Source organism: Ramlibacter sp. (assembly GCF_028291745.1).
Lineage (GTDB): Bacteria > Pseudomonadota > Gammaproteobacteria > Burkholderiales > Burkholderiaceae_C > Ramlibacter.
Genome location: NZ_JAQGNQ010000023.1, coordinates 18,126 through 38,273, shown reverse-complemented (window position 1 = coordinate 38,273; position 20,148 = coordinate 18,126). Strand labels below are relative to the sequence as shown.

The following is a 20,148-nucleotide window of genomic DNA, read 5'->3' as shown; positions in this document are numbered from 1 at the left end:
GAACACGGACGGACATGGAAGAGGGGGCGGGGCGATGACACTTGCACGGCAACTCGCGACACGCGTCGTCGGGACGGTCCACGAGCAACTGACGCCCGCTGTCCACGGCTATGCCAGGATCGGGCTGCTCGATACTCTGGCCGTCGGCATCGCCGGGGCTGCCGACGAGGCCGCGGCCATTGCCCGGCGTGTGCTGCAATCCGGCCCCGGGCCGGCGCTGGTGTGGGGCACCAGCGAGCGAGTCCCCAGCCTCGATGCGGCCTTCGTCAACGGCGTAGCCGCCAACGTCCTCGACTTCGACGACTGCACCGACAACCTGGGCGGGCATCCGTCGTCGCCCATCCTGCCGGCGCTGCTCGCGCTTGCCGAGGAACTGGGGTCCGGCGGCCGTGAGGTTCTGACGGCCTATGTCGCCGGCTTCGAACTCGAGACCTGCCTGGCCCGTGGCGTCAACTTCCACCATTACGAAAAGGGCTGGCACCCGACGGCGACCCTCGGCGTCTTCGGTGCGGCGGCCGCATGCGCGCGGCTGATGGGACTCGGTGTCGAGCAGACCACGCACGCGCTCGCGCTGTGCGCATCGCTGTCTTCCGGAGTGAAGTCCAACCTGGGCTCGATGGCCAAGCCGATGCACGTGGGCCACTGCTCGCGCAACGGCCTGCTGGCAGCCCGGCTCGCGGCTGAGGGTTTCACCGGCAACGCCGACGCGCTCGAGCGCCACCAGGGCTTCCTGGAAGTCTTCAACGGCCCGGGCTGCTACGACGTCGGCCGCATTCTCGAAAAGTGGGGCACGCCCTGGGAGATCGAGATGCCGGGCATCGCCGTCAAGCAATATCCGTGCTGCCTCAGCACGCAGGCAGTCGTCGATGCCATGCTGGACCTGGTTCGCCGGCACGATGTCGATGCGGGCAGCGTGGCACGGGTGCAGGCCCGCGTCTCGTCACGCCGCCTCGAGCACACCGACCGGCCCGATCCGCGCAGCGCCCTCGATGCGAAGCTCAGCGTCCAGTACGTGCTGGCACGGGCGTTGAAGGACCGCGCCGTGGACCTGCGGCATTTCGAGGAAGGCAGCGAACGCGACCCGGAGACCCGGCGGATCATGTCGCTGGTCGAGGTGCAGCCGCTGGACGCCGAGACGCTGCGCCGCGCCGGCGATTTCCACGCCGAAGTCACGGTGGTTCTCGACGACGGGCGGAGTATCTTCGCGGCCCAGGGGCGGCCGGTGGGGCACGAGGCCGGCGTGCCCTTGCCGCCGGCACTGCACAAGGCCAAGTTCGAGGCTTGCCTGCGCCAGCCCCTGGGCCCCGCGCGGATGGAATCCCTGTACCAGGCCGTGCAGTCGTTCGGCGAGATCGCCCACATGCGCGAGTTGACGCAGTGGATGATCCCTTGCGGCCTTACTCCACCTTGAGGCCGGCGGCCTGAATCAGCTTGCCCCACTTCCTGGCGTCCGCTTCGATGAACGCGCTGAATTCCGCGGGCGTATCGCCGACAGGCTCGGCGCTGATCTCGGCGAAACGCTTGCGCAAGTCGGGACTCCGCAGGGCCTTGACCATTTCGGCGTTCAGCTTGGCGATGATCGCTTGCGGGGTTCCCGCCGGCGCGTGGAAGCCATACCAGGAACCAACTTCCAGCCCGGGCAGGCCCAGTTCCTTGGCGCTCGGGACGTCGGGCATCAGCGGCGATCTTTGCGAACTGGCGACGACCAGCGCTCGCAGCTTGCCGGCCTTGACCTGCGGCAGGACGGCGGCCCCGTTTTCCAGCGCGCCTTGCACCTGGCCGGAGACCACGGCGGGAATGGATTCGGCGCCGCCCTTGTAGGGGACATGCGTCACGCTGACTCCCGCCACCGACTGGAAGAGCATCGCGGCGAGGTGGCTGGGGGTGGCGATGCCCGAGGACGCCAGGGTCACGCGCCCCGGACGCGCCTTCGCGAAGGCGACGAATTCCTTCAGGGAGTTGGCCGGCACCTCGGGATTGACCACCAGGAAGAACGAGCTCGTGGTGGCCAGCGTGATCGGCGCCAGATCCTTGATGGGGTCGTACGAGAGCTTGGAATACACGAACGGGCTGATGGAGACGGGCCCGAAGCTGCTCAGCACCAAGGTATAGCCGTCCGGCGGCGACTTCGCGGCGACCGCCATGCCGATGTTGCCGCCGGCGCCGGCCCGGTTGTCGATGATGACCGGTTGGCCCCAGGCCTCTTGCAGCTTTTGCCCGATCGCGCGTGCGACGATGTCCGTCGGCCCGCCCGCGGGGAAGGTGACGATGATGCGGATCGGCTTGCTCGGGTAGCTTTGCGCGCTCTCCTGGGCGCCGGCCGCGCCGGTCCACGTCGCGAGCGTCGCCGCGCACGCCAGGGCCATCCATGCCAATCGGTTCAATCGAGACTTCATCGTAGCTTTCGACGGTGTTCCGCGGCTGCGAGGTGCAGTCGGGAGCACTCTATCAACGGCGGCTGATGCGACCTAGCCGGATCAGGGATGGGGGCATCGCGAATTCCGATAGTGCTAGGCCGCCTTATGTAGCGCAGGCTTCGTGGCCTTCTTCCCCACGGGCTTCTTCACCGCATTCTTCGGCGCTGCGGCAGCCTTGTCGGCCTTGCGCTTCGCGAACTTGGCGTCGACGGCAGCCTTGAACGCGGTGCCTGGGGTGAACTTCGGCACCTTGGAGGCAGCGATCTTGATCTTCGTGCCGGCCTGCGGGTTAAAGCCGGTTCGTGCTGCGCGCGCCACTTGCTTGAAGGTGCCAGCCGGCTTCTTCCCTTTCGCCCGCGCTTCGCAGTATTGGCGAAGTTGCGCAATGGGCTGCTCCTTGAATTCATAGATCGCCATGGGCGTGGTCTTGCCGCGGCGTCTTGCTCTTGTTGTGTGTCTGCATCACCGCACAGGCGCGTTCCAGCAGCACCTTGAGTTGCGCGTCTTCTGCAGCGTTCATCAGCTTTCCGAGCTTGGTGATGCGCTGCTTGACTGTGCGCAGTTCCTTCGCGCAGTGAGAGCACGTCATTCATCCAGCGAAAGGAGGCCGCCCGCAGCAACACAGCTCAGAGGCCGCAGCGGGAACGCGAAGCAGCCACGGACATCCAGGCGAATCCTCGGCAACGTTATTGGCGAGCCTTCGTGGCGACCGCAGACCCTAGAGGCCCTGGACGGCGGCGGCGCAGGCGCTGGCCCACGCATGGCTGTACATGGCGCTCAACATCGTCGTCGACGACGAACACGACTGCCGGGAAACTCACTGTTCACGGATTCACATTGCGGCGCCCAGTGCGCACACAGCATGATCGTCCTCCACCACGACATTGAGGAGGACGTGATATGCCAAGCGACCACAGCTCCGGCGCGCCGGGTTTCGACGTACGCTGGAGCGACGGCGAAGAGCACTGGACCACCCGCCTGAACGGGGAGGTCGACCTGTTCCTGTGGCACAAGCCGGCCGCCGCCGACGTGCCGTTTGCCGGCACCATTCTGTTCGTGCACGGCTCGTCGATGGCTTCGCAGCCGACCTTCGACCTCAGCGTGGTCGGGCGGCCGGACTCTTCGGCGATGGACTGGTTCCGCGCGCGGGGCTTCGACACCTGGTGCAGCGACAACGAGGGCTACGGCCGCTCGAGCAAGCATCGCCCGGTCAACTTCGACATCGGCAACGGCGCCGACGATCTCGCCGCTGTCTCGGAGTACATCCTGAAACGCGCCCGGTCGCCGAAGCTGATGGTGTACGGAATTTCTTCGGGTGCGCTCAAGGCAGCCCTCTTCGCGCAGCAGCATCCACGGCGAGTTGAGCGGCTGGCGCTTGATGCCTTCGTGTGGACCGGCGAAGGCAGCCCGACGCTCGCCAAGCGGCGCGAACGGATGGCGGAGTGGACGGGCAGCCATCGTCGTCCGATCGACCAGGCTTTCGTACACAGCATCTTCAACCGCGACCATCCCGGCACTGCCGAGGACCGCGCCGTCGAGGCGTTCGCGGCTGCCATCCTGACGCTGGACAGCTCCATGCCCACGGGCACGTATGTGGACATGTGCTCGAATCTGCCGCTGGTGGATCCGTTCAAGCTCGACATGCCGACGATGGTCATGCGCGGCGAATACGACGGCATCGCGAGCGTCGAAGACCTCCTGCAGTTCTTCCAGCGGCTGCCGAACGCCGACAAGCAGTTCGCGGTGATGGCGGGCATCGCGCACGCAAGCTTCCAGCAGAAGAACTACCGAAGGGTCTACCACATCCTGCATGCATTTCTCGGCGCGCCGGCGCAGGTCTATCGCTAGCTGCCCGACCGGCGCCTGCCTCGTCGCTTGCAAAGCAACGAGGCAGGCCCTGAGGGCGGCTGCGGTTGTTCAGGCGACCGAGCCCCACAGGTCCAGGATCACGCGCGCACCGGGCGCAAAGAGGTCCCGTGCCACCTCGATGGCGCTGAAGGGAATCCCGGCACTGCGCGACTCCGCGTCCCATGCCAGATAGCAGCTGCGGAAGTCCTCCAGGTCGGCATGGAACTGCAGGGCCCGGGTAACCTGGGTGAGATCCGAGCCGGCCGCCGCGAAGATCGTGCGCGCTTTGCCCAGCGCATCTGCGAACTGCTCCTGCGCCGGATCCTGGAAGAACGGTGCGCTGGCATGCGGCACGCTTGCTGCGACTACCCCGCCGTTCTCGATGCCCATCAGGCCCGCTACGAAGAGCACGCCATCGAAGGCTCGCGCCGGGATCATGTCTTTCGCCATGAGTTCGACGTCGCAGCGGATGTCCCGTACGCCGCTCGCGGCGCTTTCGTGGGCAGCGACGATGTTGATCTCCACGGTCGCCGCGCTGGTCCCGAAACCAGGGTGATCGACGGGCACCACCGTCGTGGGCGGCACGCGGCCGCCGAATGCGGCGGACCACGTCTGCCAGAACGCGGGCAGGTCGGCCGAATGACTGAGGTACACCTGTGCCTTCAGCACCAGTTCGAGATGGCTACCCGCTGCCTCCAGGGCAGGGACCAGGCGCCGCCTGACCAGGTACTCCGTTTCCAACTTGATGCGGGTGCCGTTCCACAGCTGGCCAGCAGGCACCTGCGCCTCGGGGGCGATGTTGCCGCTGCCGTCGCGTGCGAGCTGGCCGGCCACGAAGATCATGTCACCCACGCGCACGCACGGCGCGTAACCGGAGGTGGCGGGTGCATTCAGCCCGCCCTGGTGCGGCCGCTCGACCTGGTAGCCGCTGGCGTGCGTTGCGGCGAGCACCTGCACGTCCATGGATGCATCCAGGTTCAGCAGCCTGCGCACAATGACCGAGGTGCTCGGTGCTACCTGGCCTGCCAACGCCTTCTTGCGCGCCACGTGATAGGGGTCGACGTATTCCGCGTCGGGGTAGTACTGGTCGAGACGCGCGACGCGGCGGATGTCGCTGCCCGCCTGTTCCAGATTGCTCGCCATGCCGGCGAAGATGGCCGCGGCCTCGCGCTGCGCCTTGGGCGCGGCTCCGAGCGGGCGGCCCTCGAGGGCGACTTCGGGATCCAGCAGGCCGTCGGCGCGCGTGGCGCGCAGGCCGGTACCGAACACCCATTTGCCGGCGCGCACGTAGGGGGTGTGAACGACGTCGCCCGTGCCGTAGGCGCGCGTCCCGATTCGATCGATGCTCATGCTTCTCTTTCGCTCAGTCGATGTGCAGCCCGGCTTCCTTGATGACCCTGGCCGAGCGCTGCTTCTCCTCGCGCAGGAAGGCGAGGAAGGCCGCGGGCGTGTCCGTGATGACTTCCACGGCGGCCTTGTCCATGAAGGCCTTCACCGGGGGCGCTGCCAGCGCCGTCTTCAGCTCCTTGCCCAATCGGTCAATCACTTCGGGGGGTGTCCCCTTCGGGGCCAGCAACCCGTTCCAGACATACGCCGTGGCCCCCGGATACCCGGACTCGGCAAAGGTGGGCACCTCCGGCAGCAGCGGCGAACGCTTGCCCCCGCTGGTGGCCAGCGCGCGCAGGCGCCCGCCCTGGATGTGGGCCACCATTGCCGCGAGTCCCGGCATCGCCACGGGAACTTGCCCGCCGATCACGTCTGTCACCGCTTGCGCGCTGCCGCGATAGGGCACATGCGCCATCTTGAGATCCGCTTCCGCCAGGAATTGCGCGGTGAAGAGATGCTGCGCGCTGCCATTGCCGGAAGACGCATAGTTGATCTTGCCGGGATGTGCCTTCACGTACGCAATGAACTCCTGCAGGTTGCGGGCAGGGAAACTTGGATGCACCACCAGCACGCTCGGCTCGCGGTCGAACAGCGAGATCGGTGCGAAGTCCTCTACCGGATCGAAGGTGAGACGGCTGTAAAGCGAAGCGCTTATGGTCTGGGGATTGGACCCCAGCAGCAGCGTATAGCCGTCCGGCGCCGAATGCGCCACGTACTCGGCGCCGATCATGCCGCCCTGGCCGGGTTTGTTCTCGACAATGAAGGCTTGGCCGAGTTGCCGGCTCAACTGCTCCGCGATCGCCCGCATCGGCGCATCGGATGAGCCGCCGGCGGAATACGGGACGATGATGCGCAGGGGCCGGGTTGGATAGTCAGCGGCCTGGGCCAGCAGCGGGCCGAGGCAAAGGACAGCGGGCGCCGCAAGCAGGCGGCGCCGGGTCAAGGACAGGCTCATGGGGCGTTCGTTCCTACAAAGCACGGGGACGGTATGAATGTGGATCAGTGGGTAGGGGCTTGGCAACGCATCCGGCGTGAACAGACTGTTCACCGCGCACGGGCCTTCATGAAAACCCGAGGTCCCGGTCCCAGTACGGGGACGCGCCCAGCTCGCGCTGGAGGAACTGGATGAAGGTGCGCACGCACAGCGGCATCGTCGGATTCGGCAGGTGCGAGGCATAAAGGATGCTGTGCGGAAGCTGCCATTGCGGCAGCAGCCGCACCAGCCGGCCGGCACGAACCTCGTCGCCCGCCGCCATCGTGCTGATGGCCGCGATGCCCAGGCCTTGCAGGGTGGCCTGCAGGACGCCGTCGGCGTTGTTCGCCTTGTAGTTGCCGCGCACGCGCACGGACTCATCGTGCTCGGCGCCGCTGAAGTGCCAGACGCCGTCCGCGTTGCTGGAGTAAAGGAGGCAGTTGTGCCCGGGGAGCTCGCGCGGTGCCTGCGGCTGGCCGTGCCGCTCCAGGTACGAGGGTGCGGCGCAAAGGATCCAGCGCCATGGCGCCAGCGAACGCGCGACCAGAGACAGCAGCCGCGGCTCGTCGGCGGTGCGGATCACCACGTCCTGCCCGCTGGTGACCAGGTCGGCGAAGCGGTCGGTCAGGTGCAGTTCCACCGTGACGCCGGGCTGCGCCTGCAGGAAGCGCGCGATCAGGGGCACCAGGTGGATGCGGCCGAAGGCGATGGCGGAACTGACCTTCACGTGGCCCACGGGCGAACTGCGGAATTGCTCCAGGTCATGGACCGCTGCTTCGGCCTGCACGAGCAATTGCTTGCAGCGTTCAAGGAACATCTCGCCCGCGGGCGTGAGCCCAATGCGGCGCGTGTTCCGGTGCAGCAGCTTCACGCCCAGCGAATGCTCGAGTTCGGCGACGTGCTTGGTCGCGAGTGCCTTGGAGATGCCGAGCCGTTCCGCGGCCTGCGAGAAGCTGCCGGCTTCCGCTATGCCCACGAAGGTGACGAATTCGTTCAGATTCACGATGCCCGCTCACCGCGCCAGCAGATTGCGCTTCACGCCCAACAGGTGGGCTATCGTCATCTCGCGGGCGCCGCCGGCATCGCGCCGCTTGATGGCCTGCACCAGCTGCCGGTGCTCGGACTCGTAGCGTATGCGACGCTGCGGCGTGACTGTCGCGAACCTCAGCTCGTTCACCCGCTCAAGACCCGGGAGCGATCGGGCTTTTCCAATCCGCGCGGGAGTGGCGACGCAGCAGGTCGACCAGCTCGGACGCGCTCGTCCAATGCTCCAGTCTGTCGATCGCGCGTTCGACTTCGTCCAGGCCTCGCGACGTGAGTGCCGTGGATGCGAGCTGGCGAAACTTCTGGCGGATCTCCGACGCGTCGTACGGGTTGAGGCAATCGCCTCTCGGACTGTCGCAGCTGCGCGTGGCCTGCCGCCCGTCCTTCAGGCTGACCGTGACGCGGGCCGGCTTCGAGGCCGGAACCCTCGCCGTCAATGCCGGGTCCGCGCTGACGTGTATGCGGTGGCGCAGCGCGGCGATCTCCGGGTCCTGCAGCGCCGAGTCGTCGACCGCCTCATGGCCGGCGCTCCCTCGCACGGCCAGGCAGGCGGCCACATGGGGCAGCGAGTATTTCGAGGCGAAATAGTTCGGCGGGTCGGGGTTGCGCATGACCGCTGCGAACTCGAATGTGGCGATGTCGATGCGCTCGATGTCTTCGCCTTTCGCGCCCAGCGCCGCAATGGCTTCCTCGAGCGCATCGAGCGCCGCATAGATCGGATTGCAGCAGGCCCGCAGGCGCAGCCAGTTGCGCGTGATCTCCCAGCGGATGCCGAGCTGCTCCAGCACGCCGGCCGGCGCGAAGCCGTCGCCGACCAGGCTGCTGAGCGCTTCCTCGATCGCGTCGTCCTGCGCCGTAAAGCCCGCCAGCGCCAGATCGGGTGCGAGCCCGAGCACGAAGCCGCTCATGCCGCCTGCCACGTTCAGCGTGGTCGCGCCGGCTACGGCATTGTTGTAGCTCGGGGTCAGGACCAGCGTGGCGGCGATGCGCATCGCCCGGCTCGTGTCGGCGGCGTCCAGCGCCCGCAAGCGCGATCCCGCCGCGGCCGCGCCCAACAGCGCAGCCTGGCCGTTCTGGTGGGCGAGCGGCCGGGTCTTCATCGCCGCGCCGAGGCGCGCGCCGGCGTCATACCCAAGGATCAAGGCCGAGAGGATCTCCCGGCCTGACCGGCGCTCCCACTCGCCGACGCTCAGGAGGCCGGGCAGGATCTGCATGGCGCCCTGGTAGGAAACATAGCGGTTGCCCTCGCCCAGCTCGATGGACCGGCCGGCGATGCCATTCAACATGGCGGCGGTGCGGGGGTCGCCCGCCGGCCAACCGGGCGCGAACACGGTGGCGCCGGTCCCCGCGGTCGCGTTCAGGCGCTCGCGCAGCCCCCGCACCTCGGGCCGGCTTGCGCCTGCGAGGATGACACCGATCGTGTCCAGCACGACCAGCTTCGCATACCGCTGCACTTCCAGCGGCACCTGCTCCAGCGTCGTTTCGGCGACGAAGCGAGCGAGCTCTTCAATTTCCCGGGCCATGTGCGTTCCTTTTGAACCGAAAGTCGTTTTTTTCATGCGGCGCGTGGATAGCGCGCGTCACTCGGCCCGAATGCCTTTTTCCTTGATGACCGTGCCCCAGCGAACCATCTCGGCCTTGATGAACGCGCCGAATTCCTCCGGGGTGTTGCCGACCGGCTCCGCCCCGAGCGCGGCCATCTGCTGCCGCACCTCCGGCAGGCGCAGGATCCTGGCCACCTCGGTTTGCAGCCGCGCCACGATCTCCGGCGGCGTTCCTCTCGGGGCCACGATCCCGTTCCAGCCGATCACCTCGTAACCGGGCACGCCCGCCTCGCCCATCGTCGGCAGCTCGGGGGCGAGCGGCGAGCGCTGCGCGCTGGTGATGGCGAGCGCCCGCAGCTTGCCGGCCTTCACGAACGGCATCGTGCCGGCCATGTTCTCGATCATGAAGGACAACTGCCCGCCCACGAGATCGTTGAGCGCGGGCGCGCCGCCCTTGTACGGCACGTGCACGGCGTCGTTTCCGGAGAGCGACTTGAACAGCTCGCTGGCGAGGTGCGGCGTGCTGCCCACACCGCCCGAACCGTAGTTGAGCTTGCCGGGATGCGACTTCGCATAGGCGAGCAGTTCCTTCACCGAAGCCACGGGGACCGACGGATGCACCACCAGCAGCAGCGGTGCGGAGTTGATCATGGTCACAGGCGCGAGATCCTTCAGCGGATCGAAGGGCAGCTTCGGATACAGATAGGGGTTCGCCGCGAGCGAGACGTTGGTCATCAGGAGCGTATAGCCGTCGGGGGCCGCTTTCGCCACCATGTCCGTGGCGGGCACGCCTCCGGCTCCCGGGCGGTTGTCGATCACGATGCGCTGGCCGAGGCTCGCGCTCAGGCGTTGTTCGATGAGGCGCGCCATCAGGTCGGTCCCGCCGCTGCCCGCCGAAAAGGGCACCACCATGCGGATCGCGCGATTCGGCCAGGCTTGCGCGAAGACCACGCCTGGCAGCGGCAGCGCCAGCAGGGCGAGCAGGAGGCGGCAAAGCAGTTTGCGGACGGCGGACGGGTTCATCGGAACTCTTTCCTGGTTGGCTAAGGATGCGGCGCGGCCGCGCGCACGAACTCGCCGGCATCGGTGAGATCGTCGAGCGACCACGCAAGTGCGAGGAACGCGGATGCGTCGCATTGCGGCCAGCCCCACTCGGCCAGCACGTGGAATTTGCGGGCGAGCGCTGCATCGCTCATGGGCCGCTCCAGGCTCCCGGTCGCGTGCGGCACATACCGCTCCAACGCCGAGCCGTCCTGCAAGCGTACGGCGACGCCTGCTGCCTCCTTGGGCATGGCCGCGTCTTCGGCGAGGATCACGCGGGCCCGCAACGCGGCGACGGCGGGATCGTTGACGCACGCGTCCGTGAACTCGCGCACGCCGACCTGGCCATGAAGGAATGCCGCGGCCGCGCAGTGCTGCACCGAAAGCTTGGCTTCCAGTCCGCTGGTCGGCACCGCGTTCCCCATCAGCATCCGCACCAGCGGATGCACACGCAATTCGATGCGTTCGATGGAATCGGCGGCCACCCGGTCTTCACCGCGCAGCGCCAGGCAACCGTCGATGACCGGATGCGCGACGATGCCGCACGGATATGGCTTGTAGGTGTTGCGCGCCAGTTCCCAGCTTGCGCCCAGCCCGCGCGTGATCTCGTCGAGGTCGCGGCGCTGCGCCAGCACCCGCGTGAAGCCGCGCTCGCCTTCGAGGCCCTGCTCGGTGCTGGTGAAACCCCTGGCGGCCAGCAGCGCGGCCAGCAGGCCGTTGCGCGCCGCGCTCGCCATGTTCCACGACTTGGTCATGCTGCCGTGCGCGCCGGTGGTGCCCGCTGCCTGGTTCGCGGCGATGCCGAGCGCCCATGCCGTCCTCTGCGGGTCGAGCCCGAGCAGCTTGGCACACGCCGCCGCCGCACCGAAAACTCCGCAGGTCGCCGTGATGTGCCAACCCGCGTCGTAATGCTCCGGCGAGATCGCATTGCCGATGCGGCACTCGACTTCGACGCCGAGGATGAATGCATGCAGCAGTTGCGCGCCCGTCACGGGCACGCGCTCGGCCAAGGCGCACAGGGCGGCCGCGACCGGCACGGTGGGATGGATCACCGTGCGCAGATGCGTATCGTCGAAGTCGAGGATGTTGGAGCTCAGGCCGTTGAGCGCCGCGGCGCTCAGGATGTCCGTGCGCTCGTCGCGCCCGAACAGCGTCGCCTGCGGGCGCCCGGAACATTCCGAGAGCACCGCCAGCGCGGTATCCACGCTCTCGTCGCGGCAGCCGCCGAGCGCGCAGCCCGCCCAATTGAGCAGCGCGCGCTTGGCTTCGTGCCTGACCGCCGCGGGAATCGACTGCCAGCGCGACTCGACGGCAAAGCGCGCGATTGCCCGGGTAACGCCTGTCTGTTGTAGATCGTCCATCAGTCGGCCCGAATTCCCTTTTCCTTGATGACCTTGCCCCAGCGCGCCGTCTCGGTCTTGAGAAACGCGCTGAACTCCTCCGGGGTGTTGCCGATCGGTTCCGCCCCGAGCGCGGCCATCTGCTGGCGCACCTCCGGCAGGCGCAGGATCCTGGCCACCTCGGTTTGCAGCCGCGCCACGATTGCCGGCGGCGTTCCCTTCACGGCAAAGATGGCGTTCCAGCCGATCACCTCGTAGCCGGGCACACCGGCCTCGGCCATCGTCGGCAGCGCGGGGACGAGCGGCGAGCGCTGCGCGCTGGTGATGGCGAGCGCGCGCAGCCTGCCGGCCTTCACGAACGGCATCGTGCCCGGTACGTTCTCGATCATGTACGTCAGCTGGCCGGCCATGAGGTCGTTGAGCGCGGGCGCACCGCCCTTGTACGGCACGTGCACGGCATCGATGCCGGAGAGCGACTTGAACAGCTCGCCGGCGAGGTGCGGCGTGGTGCCCACGCCGCCGGATCCATAGTTCAGCTTGCCCGGATGCGTCTTCGCGTAGGCGACCAGTTCCTTCACCGAAGTCACCGGGACCGACGGATGCACCACCAGCAGTAGCGGTGCGGAGTTGATCATGGTCACGGGAATGAAGTCGGCCACCGGATCGAACGGCAGCCTGGAATACAGGTACGGGTCCACCGTGTGCGCCACATTCGACACCAGGAAGGTATAGCCGTCGGGGGCGGCTTTCGCGACGGCGTCCGTCCCCGCGATTCCCCCGGCCCCGGGCCGGTTGTCGATCACCACCGGCTGCCCGAGGCTGTCACTCAGGTGTTTGGCAACCAGGCGCGCCATGATGTCGGTCACGCCTGCCCCTGCCGAAAAGGGCACCACCATGCGGATCGGGTGGGCTGGCCAGGCTTGCGCGAATGCCGCGCCCGGCAGCGACAGCGCCAGCACGACGAGCAGGAGCCGGCAAAACAACTTGCTGAAGACGAATGACTGCATGAACCTGCTTCCTTGAACGTTGAACCGGTGGGCAGACAGGCGCCAGGCCGCTACTACCGCAGCAATTCCGGCGCCAGCGAGTTGTCGTGCACCAACCGCCGGTATGAACTCTCGATCAGCGCCGGATCGAGGCGCACGGTGATGAACACGAGGCAGGCGCCACAGTCGGGCGGCGCATCCAGTGCCAGGTGAACGGGAGGATGGAAGAAGCGCCGCACGCCGTGCACGCCGATCCAGAGCTGGCGCTCCTGGTCGAAGAGCACGCCCTTGGTTCGCAGGATCCTGTCCCCGTGCACGAACACGAGCCGGGTGAGCCAGATGGCGAACTGCGGCCACGACACGGGCGCTGCCGCGCGAATGACCACGGTGCGAATGCCGTGGGGCCGGGCCCGCAGGGTCCGCCGCAACAGGGGCAGCTGCAGCACGCGCTGCGAGCCTTCGCCGCGCGTCTCTTCCTGCTCGAGCCAGCCGACCAGCCGCGGGGCCGGCACGATGTGGGCGAGTGGATTGAGCCCGGCGACCGCCGATTGCACCGCCCGGGTCGTCCCGTCGTCGACGAGGTCGCGCTTGGTGATCACGATGGCGTCGGCCGCGGTGACCTGGGCGAGGCCTTCGGCTCTCTGCTCCCACGGCGTCCCATCCGCGGCGCCCACCGTGCACACGACGCTGCCGACCCGAAAGCGGGTGCGCAGGTTGAAGTCCGAGCGGAGGGTCTGCAGGATCGGCAGCGGATCGGAAATGCCCGAGGTCTCGATCAGGATGCGCCGCAAGGGCGGCGCCGCACCGCGCGCCGCCACCAGTTGCATCAGTGTCGTGACGAGATCCGACCGCACCGTGCAGCACACGCAGCCGCTCTTCAACACGATGGTTTCCTGGGAGCGCGCCTGCACGAACAGCTGGTCAAGTCCGACAGCGCCGAACTCGTTGACGATCACCGCCGTATCGGCACCGAAACCGGCCAGCAGCGCGTGATTCAGCAAGGTCGTCTTGCCGCTGCCGAGGAAACCGGTCAGCACGTGGACCGGGATCAGGGCCGACGAATCGTTCATGCAATCAGCGGATCGGGAATCTCGATCCCGCGCCGCTCCAGCAAGTGCCAGAGTTGCGCCAGGCCGACGACCATCTCCGTGCCGCCGGTCGGAAACGCCACGACGAAACCGAAATCCGCACTGGCCGTGACCTTGATCCGCCGCGGCGACAACAGTGCCGTGAGCTCCGCCGCGGTGGCGGCAGCTTCGCGGCGCAGCCGCCAGCGCGCGTCGTCGCCGGCCTGGCCCTGCTGCTCCCAGGCCTGGCCCTGGCCGATGGCGCCGCACATGCTGCACATGGGCTACGCGCTCGGCGGCTGGCGCCGCAGGAAGTCGTCGGCGATCTGGTCGAAGGTGACCCACTTGACGCCGGCATGCGCCGAGATGTGTTCGATGATCCGCTCCAGCATCAACAGCACCTGCGGCCGGCCCGAGACGTCGGGGTGGATGGCGATCGTGAACGCCGCGTAATCCATCTCGCGGTAGACCCAGTCGAACTGGTCGCGCCAGATGTCTTCCAGGTGCCGCGGATTGACGAAGCCGTGGCTGTTGGGGGCCGCCTTGATGAACATCATCGGCGGCAGGTCGTCGAGATACCAGTTGCCGGAGATCTCGACCAGGCCGGTGAGCTTGCCGCGCTGCAAGGGCTTCATCCAGTGCGACGCGGGCTTCGAATAGTCGATCTTCGTCCAGCTGTCGCCGGTTCGCACGTAATACGGCGAAAAGTCGTTGTGCATCAGGCTATGGTCGTACTTGATGCCCTTCTTGACCAGCAGGTCCACGGTGACCGGGCTCAACTCCCACCACGGCGCGACGTAGCCGCGCGGCCGCCGGCCGCTCAGCCGCTCGACGAGGTCGATCGACTTGTCGAGCACGTCCTCCTCCTGTTGCGGCGTCATGCTGACCGGGTTTTCGTGGCTGTAGCCATGCAGGCCGATCTCGTGCCCCGCATCGACCACCAGCTTCATCTGGTCCGGAAAGGTCTCGATCGAGTGGCCCGGCACGAACCAGGTCGTCTTCATGCCGTACTTGTCGAACAGCCTGACCAGGCGCGGCACGCCAACCTCGCCGGCGAACATGCCGCGCGAGATGTCCAGACTGGAGTCTTCACCCCCGTACGAGCCGAGCCAGCCGGCGACGGCGTCCACGTCCACCCCGAACGAACACAGGATCTCTTTTGCCATGACGTTTTTCCTTTGAACAGCGTGCGTTACTGCGGAATGCGGCGATGCCAGTCCGTCGCCTGCTGGAACGCATGTCCGGCACGCAGCAAGGTGGCCTCGTCGAAGGGCTTGCCGACCAGCTGGAACGCGATCGGCAGGCCCTGGGCGGAAAAGCCCGCGGGCACGGACAGCGCCGGCAGGCCGAGATAGTTGATGGCCCGCGTGCAGCGGGTGACGGCGGCGATCACCGCCGCCACGTCGGCGGGCGAGCCTTGGGTGGTGGCGGCGATGGTCGGCACCGTGATCGGAATCGCCGGCAGGTGCATCACGTCACAGTCGCCGAGCGCGGCGCGCAGGTAATCCTCGGTCAGCCGCGCGCGCAGGCTCACGGCCTCGAGGTAGCGGGTGGCCGGGTAGTACAGGCCGGCCTCGATTCTCGTGCGCACCTGGTCGGCATAGTCGCCCGGCCGCTGCGCCAGCCAGCGGCGGTGGATCGTCGCCGCCTCGCAGGCGATCACGACCTGCATCATCGCGTTGATCACCGCCATGTCCGGCACCTGCGTGTCGACGACGATGGCACCGAGATCGCGCAACACGCGCAGGCTTTCGTCGCGCGCCGCCGCGACCTCGGGGTCCAGGGCATCGTCGTAGTAGTCGCGGGGCACGGCAATGCGCAAGCCGCGGACCGAAGTGGCCAGGGCCGCCTCGTAGTCGGGAACCGCCACGGCGGCCGCGCTGCCGTCGCGCGGACCGGCTCCGGCGATGACGCCCAGCAGCCGTGCGCAATCGCGCGCCGACTGCGCCAGCGGGCCGACGCAATCGAGCGACCACGACAGCGGCATCACACCGTCGCCGCTCACCCGCCGCAGCGTGGGCTTGAGGCCGGTGACGCCGCACATGGCCGCGGGATGGCGGATCGAACCGCCGGTGTCGGTGCCGAGCGAGCCGAACACCATGCGGCCCGCGACCGCGATCCCGGAGCCGCTCGACGAGCCGCCGCACACGTGCTCCGGTGACCACGGGTTGCGCCCGTGGCCGTAGTGCTCGTTGTAGCCGGTGGGGCTGAGCGCGAATTCGGCCATGTGCAGCGTGCCGAGGTCGATCGCGCCGGCTGCGTCGAGCCGCAGCAGGACGCTCGCGGTTTCGTCGGGCACGTAGTCGGCGCGGATCTTCGAGCCCCCGGCACAGGGGCGCCCGGCACGGTAGAAGAGGTCCTTGTGCGCCAGCGGGACGCCGTGCAAGGGCCCGAGCGCGGCACCGCGGGCACGGGCCAGGTCTGCCGCGCGCGCCGCCTCCAGGGCCGCCTGCGCATCGAGCCGCACGACGGCGTTGTGGGCGCGCCCCTGCCCCTCGAGCCGGCCCAGGCACAGGCGCGTCACCTGTTCGGCGCTGGCGTCGCCCTGGCGGATGGCAGCGGCAATGCCGACCAGGTCGTGTTCGAGCAGGCCGCTCATTTTTCACGCTCCGGCGCCGCAAAGCTGCGGCACCACGGATCGAAGCTGCCGGGGTGGTCTTCCATCCGCAGCAAGGCGAGGCTCGCCTGCGCCACGCAGGCGTTGTTCGTCTCGACCAGGGCCGCGACGCGCGAGGCGCGCGGGGCCGATGCCGACACGCGCTGCAACTCGATCGCGATCGCCGCCAGCAGTTGCTGTTCATCCATGTTCGTCGTCACTCCAGGATCCAGCCGCCGTCCACGACGACGGTGTGGCCGGTGATGTAGGCGGCAGCTTCCGAAGCCAGGAACAGCGCCACGTTGGCCATGTCGGCGGGCTCTCCGTAGCGCTGCAGCGGGATGCGCTGCAAGCCGGTTTCGTATTCGGCCGGATCGGCCAGCAGCGCCGCGTTGAGCGCCGTGATCGTCCGGCCGGGCGCGATGCAGTTGACCCGGATTCCGTGGGGCCCCCACTCGAGCGCGGCGGTCTTCGTGAACTGCGAGATGGCGACCTTCGTCGACGAATACACGGAGCGGTGCCGGGCGCCATTGAACGCCATCTGCGAGCCGATGTTGATGATCGTCCCGCTGCGGCGTCGGACCATGGCCGCGCCGACGAGGCGAGTGAGCGCGACCGGACCGACGAGGTTGACGTCGACCATCCGGCGCAGGTCGGCCCAGTCGAGGTCGAGCAGCGGTGCGCGCACGACGATGCCGGCGTTGTTGACCAGGATGTCGACCTCGCCGGCCGCGGCGGCGAGCGCCTCGATCGACGCCAGGTCGGCCTGGTCGAACGGGTGGGACTGCGACGACGGCGCAAGATCGGAGGCCACCTTCCGCAGCGCCTCCCGGTCGCGGTCGGCCAGGATGACATGCGCTCCCTGGGCGGCGAAGGCGCGCGCCATCGCCTCGCCGATGCCGCTGGCGGCGCCGGTGATCAGGGCCCGCTTGCCGCTGAAGTCGAACAGGCGCTCGAAGGGCTTCAATTCACGCTCCCGCACCGCAAGGCCTATCGCACCGCCTGGATGCGCTGGTAGATCTCCAGGAGGCTGCCCTTCTGGAAGGTCCTCGGCACGTCCTTGACCTTCTCGCGGAACGCGGCCTTGTCCGGCTGGATGATGGTCACGCCGGCCGCCTTGAATTCAGCCAGCAGGTCCTGTTCGCTCTTGACCGTCAGGTCATACATCGTGGTGCCGGCGTCGCGCACCGCGGCCTTGATCAGCGCGGCCTGGTCCGGCTTCAGGCGGCGATAGGTGTCGTCGCTCATCGCCACGATCACGTTGGCCACCAGGTGGTCCGTCAGCGACAGGTTCTTGTTGACCAGCTGGATGCCGGCGCCCTTGATATTGGCCAGCGGGTTTTCCTGCGCATCCACGGCATTGGTCTGCAGCGCGGTGAACAGGTCCTTGAAATCGACCGGCGTCGGCGTCGCCCCGACGGCGCGCCAGGACGCCTCGAAGATCGGGACCGGCACGACGCGGATCTTCATGCCCACCATGTCGGCCGGCGTCTTCACGGGGCGGTTCGACGTCAGTTGCCGGGTGCCGAAGTACCACGAGGAGCTCATGATGTGGATGCCCGTCTTCTTCAGCAAGTCGGCGGCCAACTGGTCGCCGACCGGGCCGTCCATCACCTTGCGCATGTGGGCGGGGTCGCGGAACACATACGAGATGCCCAGCACGTTGGCTTCGGGGAGCACGTTGCCGTAAGTCGCCCCGATGATGGCGGCCATGTCGAGCGTGCCGATCTGCAGCCCCTCGATCATCTGCTGCTCGTTGCCGATCTGCCCGGCCGGATAGTCGCGAACGACGATCTTGCCGCCCGAGCGCTCTTCGACGAGCCTGGCGAAGCGCTTGACGCTCAGGTCCAGTGGCGTCCCGACGGCGGTGTTCTGGCCGATGCGCAGCGTGAGCGTCTGCGCCGAGGCCCCCGGCGCGGCAAGCAGCGCGGCGCCGACGGCCATGCTGGCGAGGGTGGTGGCGACGAAGCGCGCAACCGGGTTGGCTCGATTCATGGATGCTCCTTGGGCTTGGGTCACTTTGCGTAGACGGCGGTGGGTAGCCAGGTGATCAACGAGGGGAACAGGATCATCAGGACCATCGTGACGACCAGCGGGACGATGAAAGGCGCCGTGGCGGCGACCACCTTCTCGAGCCGGACGCCCGAGATCTGGCTGCCGACGTACAGGCACATGCCAACCGGGGGCGTGACCAGGCCGATGCCCAGCGTGTAGACCATCAGCACGCCGACGAACACCGGGTCGAGCCCGGTCGCGATCAGGGCTGCGCCGAGCACCGGGGTGAGCAGGATGAGGGCGGCCACGACCTCCATGAAGCAGCCGACCACGAGCAGCAGCGCCACCACCGCGAACAGCAGCAGGACATGGCCCTTGAACGAGCCGACCAGCAGCGTCGACAGCCCCACGGCGACCTGCTCACGGGCGATGACGTAGCCCAGGGGGGCGGCAAAGCCGATGATGACGAGGATGGCCCCCGAGACGATCGCGGTGCTGAGCAGCACCTCGAAGATGGTCGCCCAGGTCAGCTCCCGGTAGATGAGGCCGGCCACGACGAGCGTGTACAGCGTGGCGACGATCGCCGCTTCGGTCGGCGTGGCGATGCCCGTGAACATGGCGCCCAGCAGGACGACCGGCGTCATCAGCGACCAGAACGCTTCCCGGAACGCCGGCCACAGCCCCTGCCTTGCCTGCGGCTCCAGCACCTTGACCTTGCGCCGCCAGAACAGCAAGGCGAACATCAGCATGATCATGCTGCCGGTGAGGATGCCGGGCAGGACCCCGCCCAGGAACAGCAGGCCGATCGGCACGTTGGCGATGCTGCCGAAGATCACCATGTTGATGCTGGGAGGGATGATCGGCCCGATCGTCGAGGCCGAAATGATCACGCCGAGGCTGAGGTTGTCGGGATAGCTGGCGTCGCGCATCGACTTCAGGCCGATCTTTCCCACGCTGGCGAGGTCGGCCACGGCCGACCCTGACATGCCCGCGAAGATCATCGCGGCCACGACGTTCGTGTGTCCCAGGTTGCCCGGCACGCGGCCGACGACCGCCTCGGCGAAGGCAAAGATGCGGCGGGTGACGCCGCCGCGGTTCATCAACTCACCGGCGAGAACGAAGAACGGAACCGAGATCAGGGACAGGTTGCTCAGTTGCCCGATGAACTGCTGCGGCAGCACCAGCAGGTTCGCGCCGGACAGCAGGAAGTACGAGAGCGCGGACAGGCCGATGGCAAAGGCGACCGGCACACCGATCACGAGGGCCAGCAGCAGGACGACTGTCGCGGCGATCACAGGATGGGCCCTGCGGGAGCGGGCGCGCCGCGCTCGCCGGCGACCAGCGATTCGATGAACGCGAAACGATAGCCAAGCAGCTGCAGCTGGACCAGCCGCACGGTCATCAGCACCGAGAAGGCCGGGGCGGCGGCGTAGAGCCAGGCCCAGGTCAGCGGCAGCGTCGCGGCCGCGAACGAGGTGTTGGCGCCGAGCTGCCAGCCTTTCCAGCCGAGGATTGCGAGCAGGACCACGATGGCAGCGAGGATCAGGCGGTCGACCACGCGTCCGACTGCCGGGGGCAACTTTTCGGCAACCGCTTCCAGGCGCACCAGCCCGTGCCGCTTGCCGGCGCCGACCGCGCCGAGCGCCGAGGCCCACACGAAGAGGAACTGCGATAGCTCCTCGGGCCAGCTCAGGGGCGCGCCGAAGAACGAGCGCAGGCAGACCTGGGCCGCCATGATCGCGCCGATCACGCACAACAGGGCGACGGCCATCAGCTCCTCGAAATTGTCGGCAACGACGCGGCCGAGCGGCGGCCGTTGCGCCGGCGCGGAACCAGGGACTTCCTGCATCGAAACATTCCTCCTGGGGCCAGTGTGCCCATCGTCATCGGCTCTGCGAACAGTCAACTGCC

Annotated in this window: 21 protein-coding genes; 2 read left to right on the top strand and 19 right to left on the bottom strand. The window is 67.9% G+C overall.

The genetic code is table 11. The features are described from left to right. Positions 1 to 34: 34 nt before the first annotated feature. A complete protein-coding gene (locus JWP60_RS03595) occupies positions 35 to 1,411 on the top strand; it encodes an MmgE/PrpD family protein (protein WP_299786459.1) in 1,377 nt (458 codons plus the stop codon). On the opposite strand, the gene JWP60_RS03590 is transcribed toward JWP60_RS03595, so the two are convergent. Next, the gene (locus tag JWP60_RS03590) at positions 1,398 to 2,384 is read right to left on the bottom strand and encodes a tripartite tricarboxylate transporter substrate binding protein (RefSeq protein WP_299786457.1); all 987 of its coding nucleotides are present in this window, start codon (positions 2,382 to 2,384) and stop codon (positions 1,398 to 1,400) included. The genes JWP60_RS03595 and JWP60_RS03590 overlap by 14 nt on opposite strands. Positions 2,385 to 2,510: 126 nt before the next feature. Next, a complete protein-coding gene (locus tag JWP60_RS03585; protein ID WP_299786455.1) occupies positions 2,511 to 2,834 on the bottom strand; it encodes an HU family DNA-binding protein in 324 nt (107 codons plus the stop codon). Positions 2,835 to 3,317: 483 nt separating this feature from the next. On the opposite strand from JWP60_RS03585, the gene JWP60_RS03580 reads away from it, so the two are divergent. After that, complete coding sequence (locus JWP60_RS03580) at positions 3,318 to 4,265, top strand: alpha/beta fold hydrolase (RefSeq protein WP_299786453.1); 948 nt, start codon at positions 3,318 to 3,320, stop codon at positions 4,263 to 4,265. Between the two features lie 69 nt (positions 4,266 to 4,334). Here the strand turns inward: JWP60_RS03580 and JWP60_RS03575 are convergent, their stop codons facing one another. From JWP60_RS03575 to JWP60_RS03495, 17 genes are read right to left on the bottom strand one after another with little or no spacing between them, the layout of a single operon-like run. Further along, complete coding sequence (locus JWP60_RS03575; protein ID WP_299786451.1) at positions 4,335 to 5,615, bottom strand: RidA family protein; 1,281 nt, start codon at positions 5,613 to 5,615, stop codon at positions 4,335 to 4,337. A gap of 13 nt (positions 5,616 to 5,628) precedes the next feature. After that, positions 5,629 to 6,699 carry a tripartite tricarboxylate transporter substrate binding protein gene (locus tag JWP60_RS03570; RefSeq protein WP_299786449.1) on the bottom strand — a complete coding sequence of 357 codons (1,071 nt, stop codon included), beginning with the start codon at positions 6,697 to 6,699 and terminating at the stop codon, positions 5,629 to 5,631. 13 nt (positions 6,700 to 6,712) lie between these two features. Continuing rightward, positions 6,713 to 7,627: a LysR family transcriptional regulator gene (locus JWP60_RS03565; protein ID WP_299786447.1), complete on the bottom strand. Its 915-nt coding sequence runs from the start codon at positions 7,625 to 7,627 to the stop codon at positions 6,713 to 6,715. Positions 7,628 to 7,636: 9 nt separating this feature from the next. Then, the gene (locus JWP60_RS03560) at positions 7,637 to 7,801 is read right to left on the bottom strand and encodes an FCD domain-containing protein (RefSeq protein WP_299786445.1); all 165 of its coding nucleotides are present in this window, start codon (positions 7,799 to 7,801) and stop codon (positions 7,637 to 7,639) included. A gap of 4 nt (positions 7,802 to 7,805) precedes the next feature. Then, positions 7,806 to 9,191, bottom strand: a complete 1,386-nt coding sequence (locus JWP60_RS03555) for an MmgE/PrpD family protein (RefSeq protein WP_299786443.1) — start codon at positions 9,189 to 9,191, stop codon at positions 7,806 to 7,808. 57 nt (positions 9,192 to 9,248) lie between these two features. Next, positions 9,249 to 10,235, bottom strand: a complete 987-nt coding sequence (locus tag JWP60_RS03550; protein WP_299786441.1) for a tripartite tricarboxylate transporter substrate binding protein — start codon at positions 10,233 to 10,235, stop codon at positions 9,249 to 9,251. 20 nt (positions 10,236 to 10,255) lie between these two features. Then, positions 10,256 to 11,614, bottom strand: a complete 1,359-nt coding sequence (locus tag JWP60_RS03545; protein ID WP_299786439.1) for an MmgE/PrpD family protein — start codon at positions 11,612 to 11,614, stop codon at positions 10,256 to 10,258. Next, positions 11,614 to 12,600, bottom strand: a complete 987-nt coding sequence (locus tag JWP60_RS03540) for a tripartite tricarboxylate transporter substrate binding protein (RefSeq protein ID WP_299786437.1) — start codon at positions 12,598 to 12,600, stop codon at positions 11,614 to 11,616. Before JWP60_RS03540 ends, JWP60_RS03545 begins: the two co-directional genes overlap by 1 nt. Before the next feature lie 53 nt (positions 12,601 to 12,653). Then, positions 12,654 to 13,649, bottom strand: coding sequence for a GTP-binding protein (locus tag JWP60_RS03535; protein ID WP_299786435.1), 996 nt, complete (start codon positions 13,647 to 13,649; stop codon positions 12,654 to 12,656). After that, positions 13,646 to 13,918, bottom strand: coding sequence for a hypothetical protein (locus JWP60_RS03530; protein ID WP_299786433.1), 273 nt, complete (start codon positions 13,916 to 13,918; stop codon positions 13,646 to 13,648). Before JWP60_RS03530 ends, JWP60_RS03535 begins: the two co-directional genes overlap by 4 nt. A 12-nt stretch (positions 13,919 to 13,930) precedes the next feature. Beyond that, the gene (locus JWP60_RS03525; RefSeq protein WP_299786431.1) at positions 13,931 to 14,812 is read right to left on the bottom strand and encodes a polysaccharide deacetylase; all 882 of its coding nucleotides are present in this window, start codon (positions 14,810 to 14,812) and stop codon (positions 13,931 to 13,933) included. Between the two features lie 26 nt (positions 14,813 to 14,838). Next, a complete protein-coding gene (locus JWP60_RS03520) occupies positions 14,839 to 16,245 on the bottom strand; it encodes an amidase (protein ID WP_299786429.1) in 1,407 nt (468 codons plus the stop codon). Beyond that, on the bottom strand, positions 16,242 to 16,451 hold the full coding sequence (locus JWP60_RS03515; RefSeq protein WP_299786427.1) for a hypothetical protein: 210 nt from the start codon (positions 16,449 to 16,451) through the stop codon (positions 16,242 to 16,244). Before JWP60_RS03515 ends, JWP60_RS03520 begins: the two co-directional genes overlap by 4 nt. An 8-nt stretch (positions 16,452 to 16,459) precedes the next feature. Further along, on the bottom strand, positions 16,460 to 17,209 hold the full coding sequence (locus JWP60_RS03510) for an SDR family oxidoreductase (RefSeq protein WP_299786425.1): 750 nt from the start codon (positions 17,207 to 17,209) through the stop codon (positions 16,460 to 16,462). Between the two features lie 23 nt (positions 17,210 to 17,232). Then, positions 17,233 to 18,237, bottom strand: a complete 1,005-nt coding sequence (locus JWP60_RS03505) for a TRAP transporter substrate-binding protein (protein ID WP_299786423.1) — start codon at positions 18,235 to 18,237, stop codon at positions 17,233 to 17,235. Between the two features lie 20 nt (positions 18,238 to 18,257). After that, the gene (locus tag JWP60_RS03500) at positions 18,258 to 19,532 is read right to left on the bottom strand and encodes a TRAP transporter large permease subunit (protein ID WP_299786421.1); all 1,275 of its coding nucleotides are present in this window, start codon (positions 19,530 to 19,532) and stop codon (positions 18,258 to 18,260) included. Next, complete coding sequence (locus JWP60_RS03495; protein WP_299786419.1) at positions 19,529 to 20,086, bottom strand: TRAP transporter small permease; 558 nt, start codon at positions 20,084 to 20,086, stop codon at positions 19,529 to 19,531. Before JWP60_RS03495 ends, JWP60_RS03500 begins: the two co-directional genes overlap by 4 nt. Positions 20,087 to 20,148: the final 62 nt, after the last annotated feature.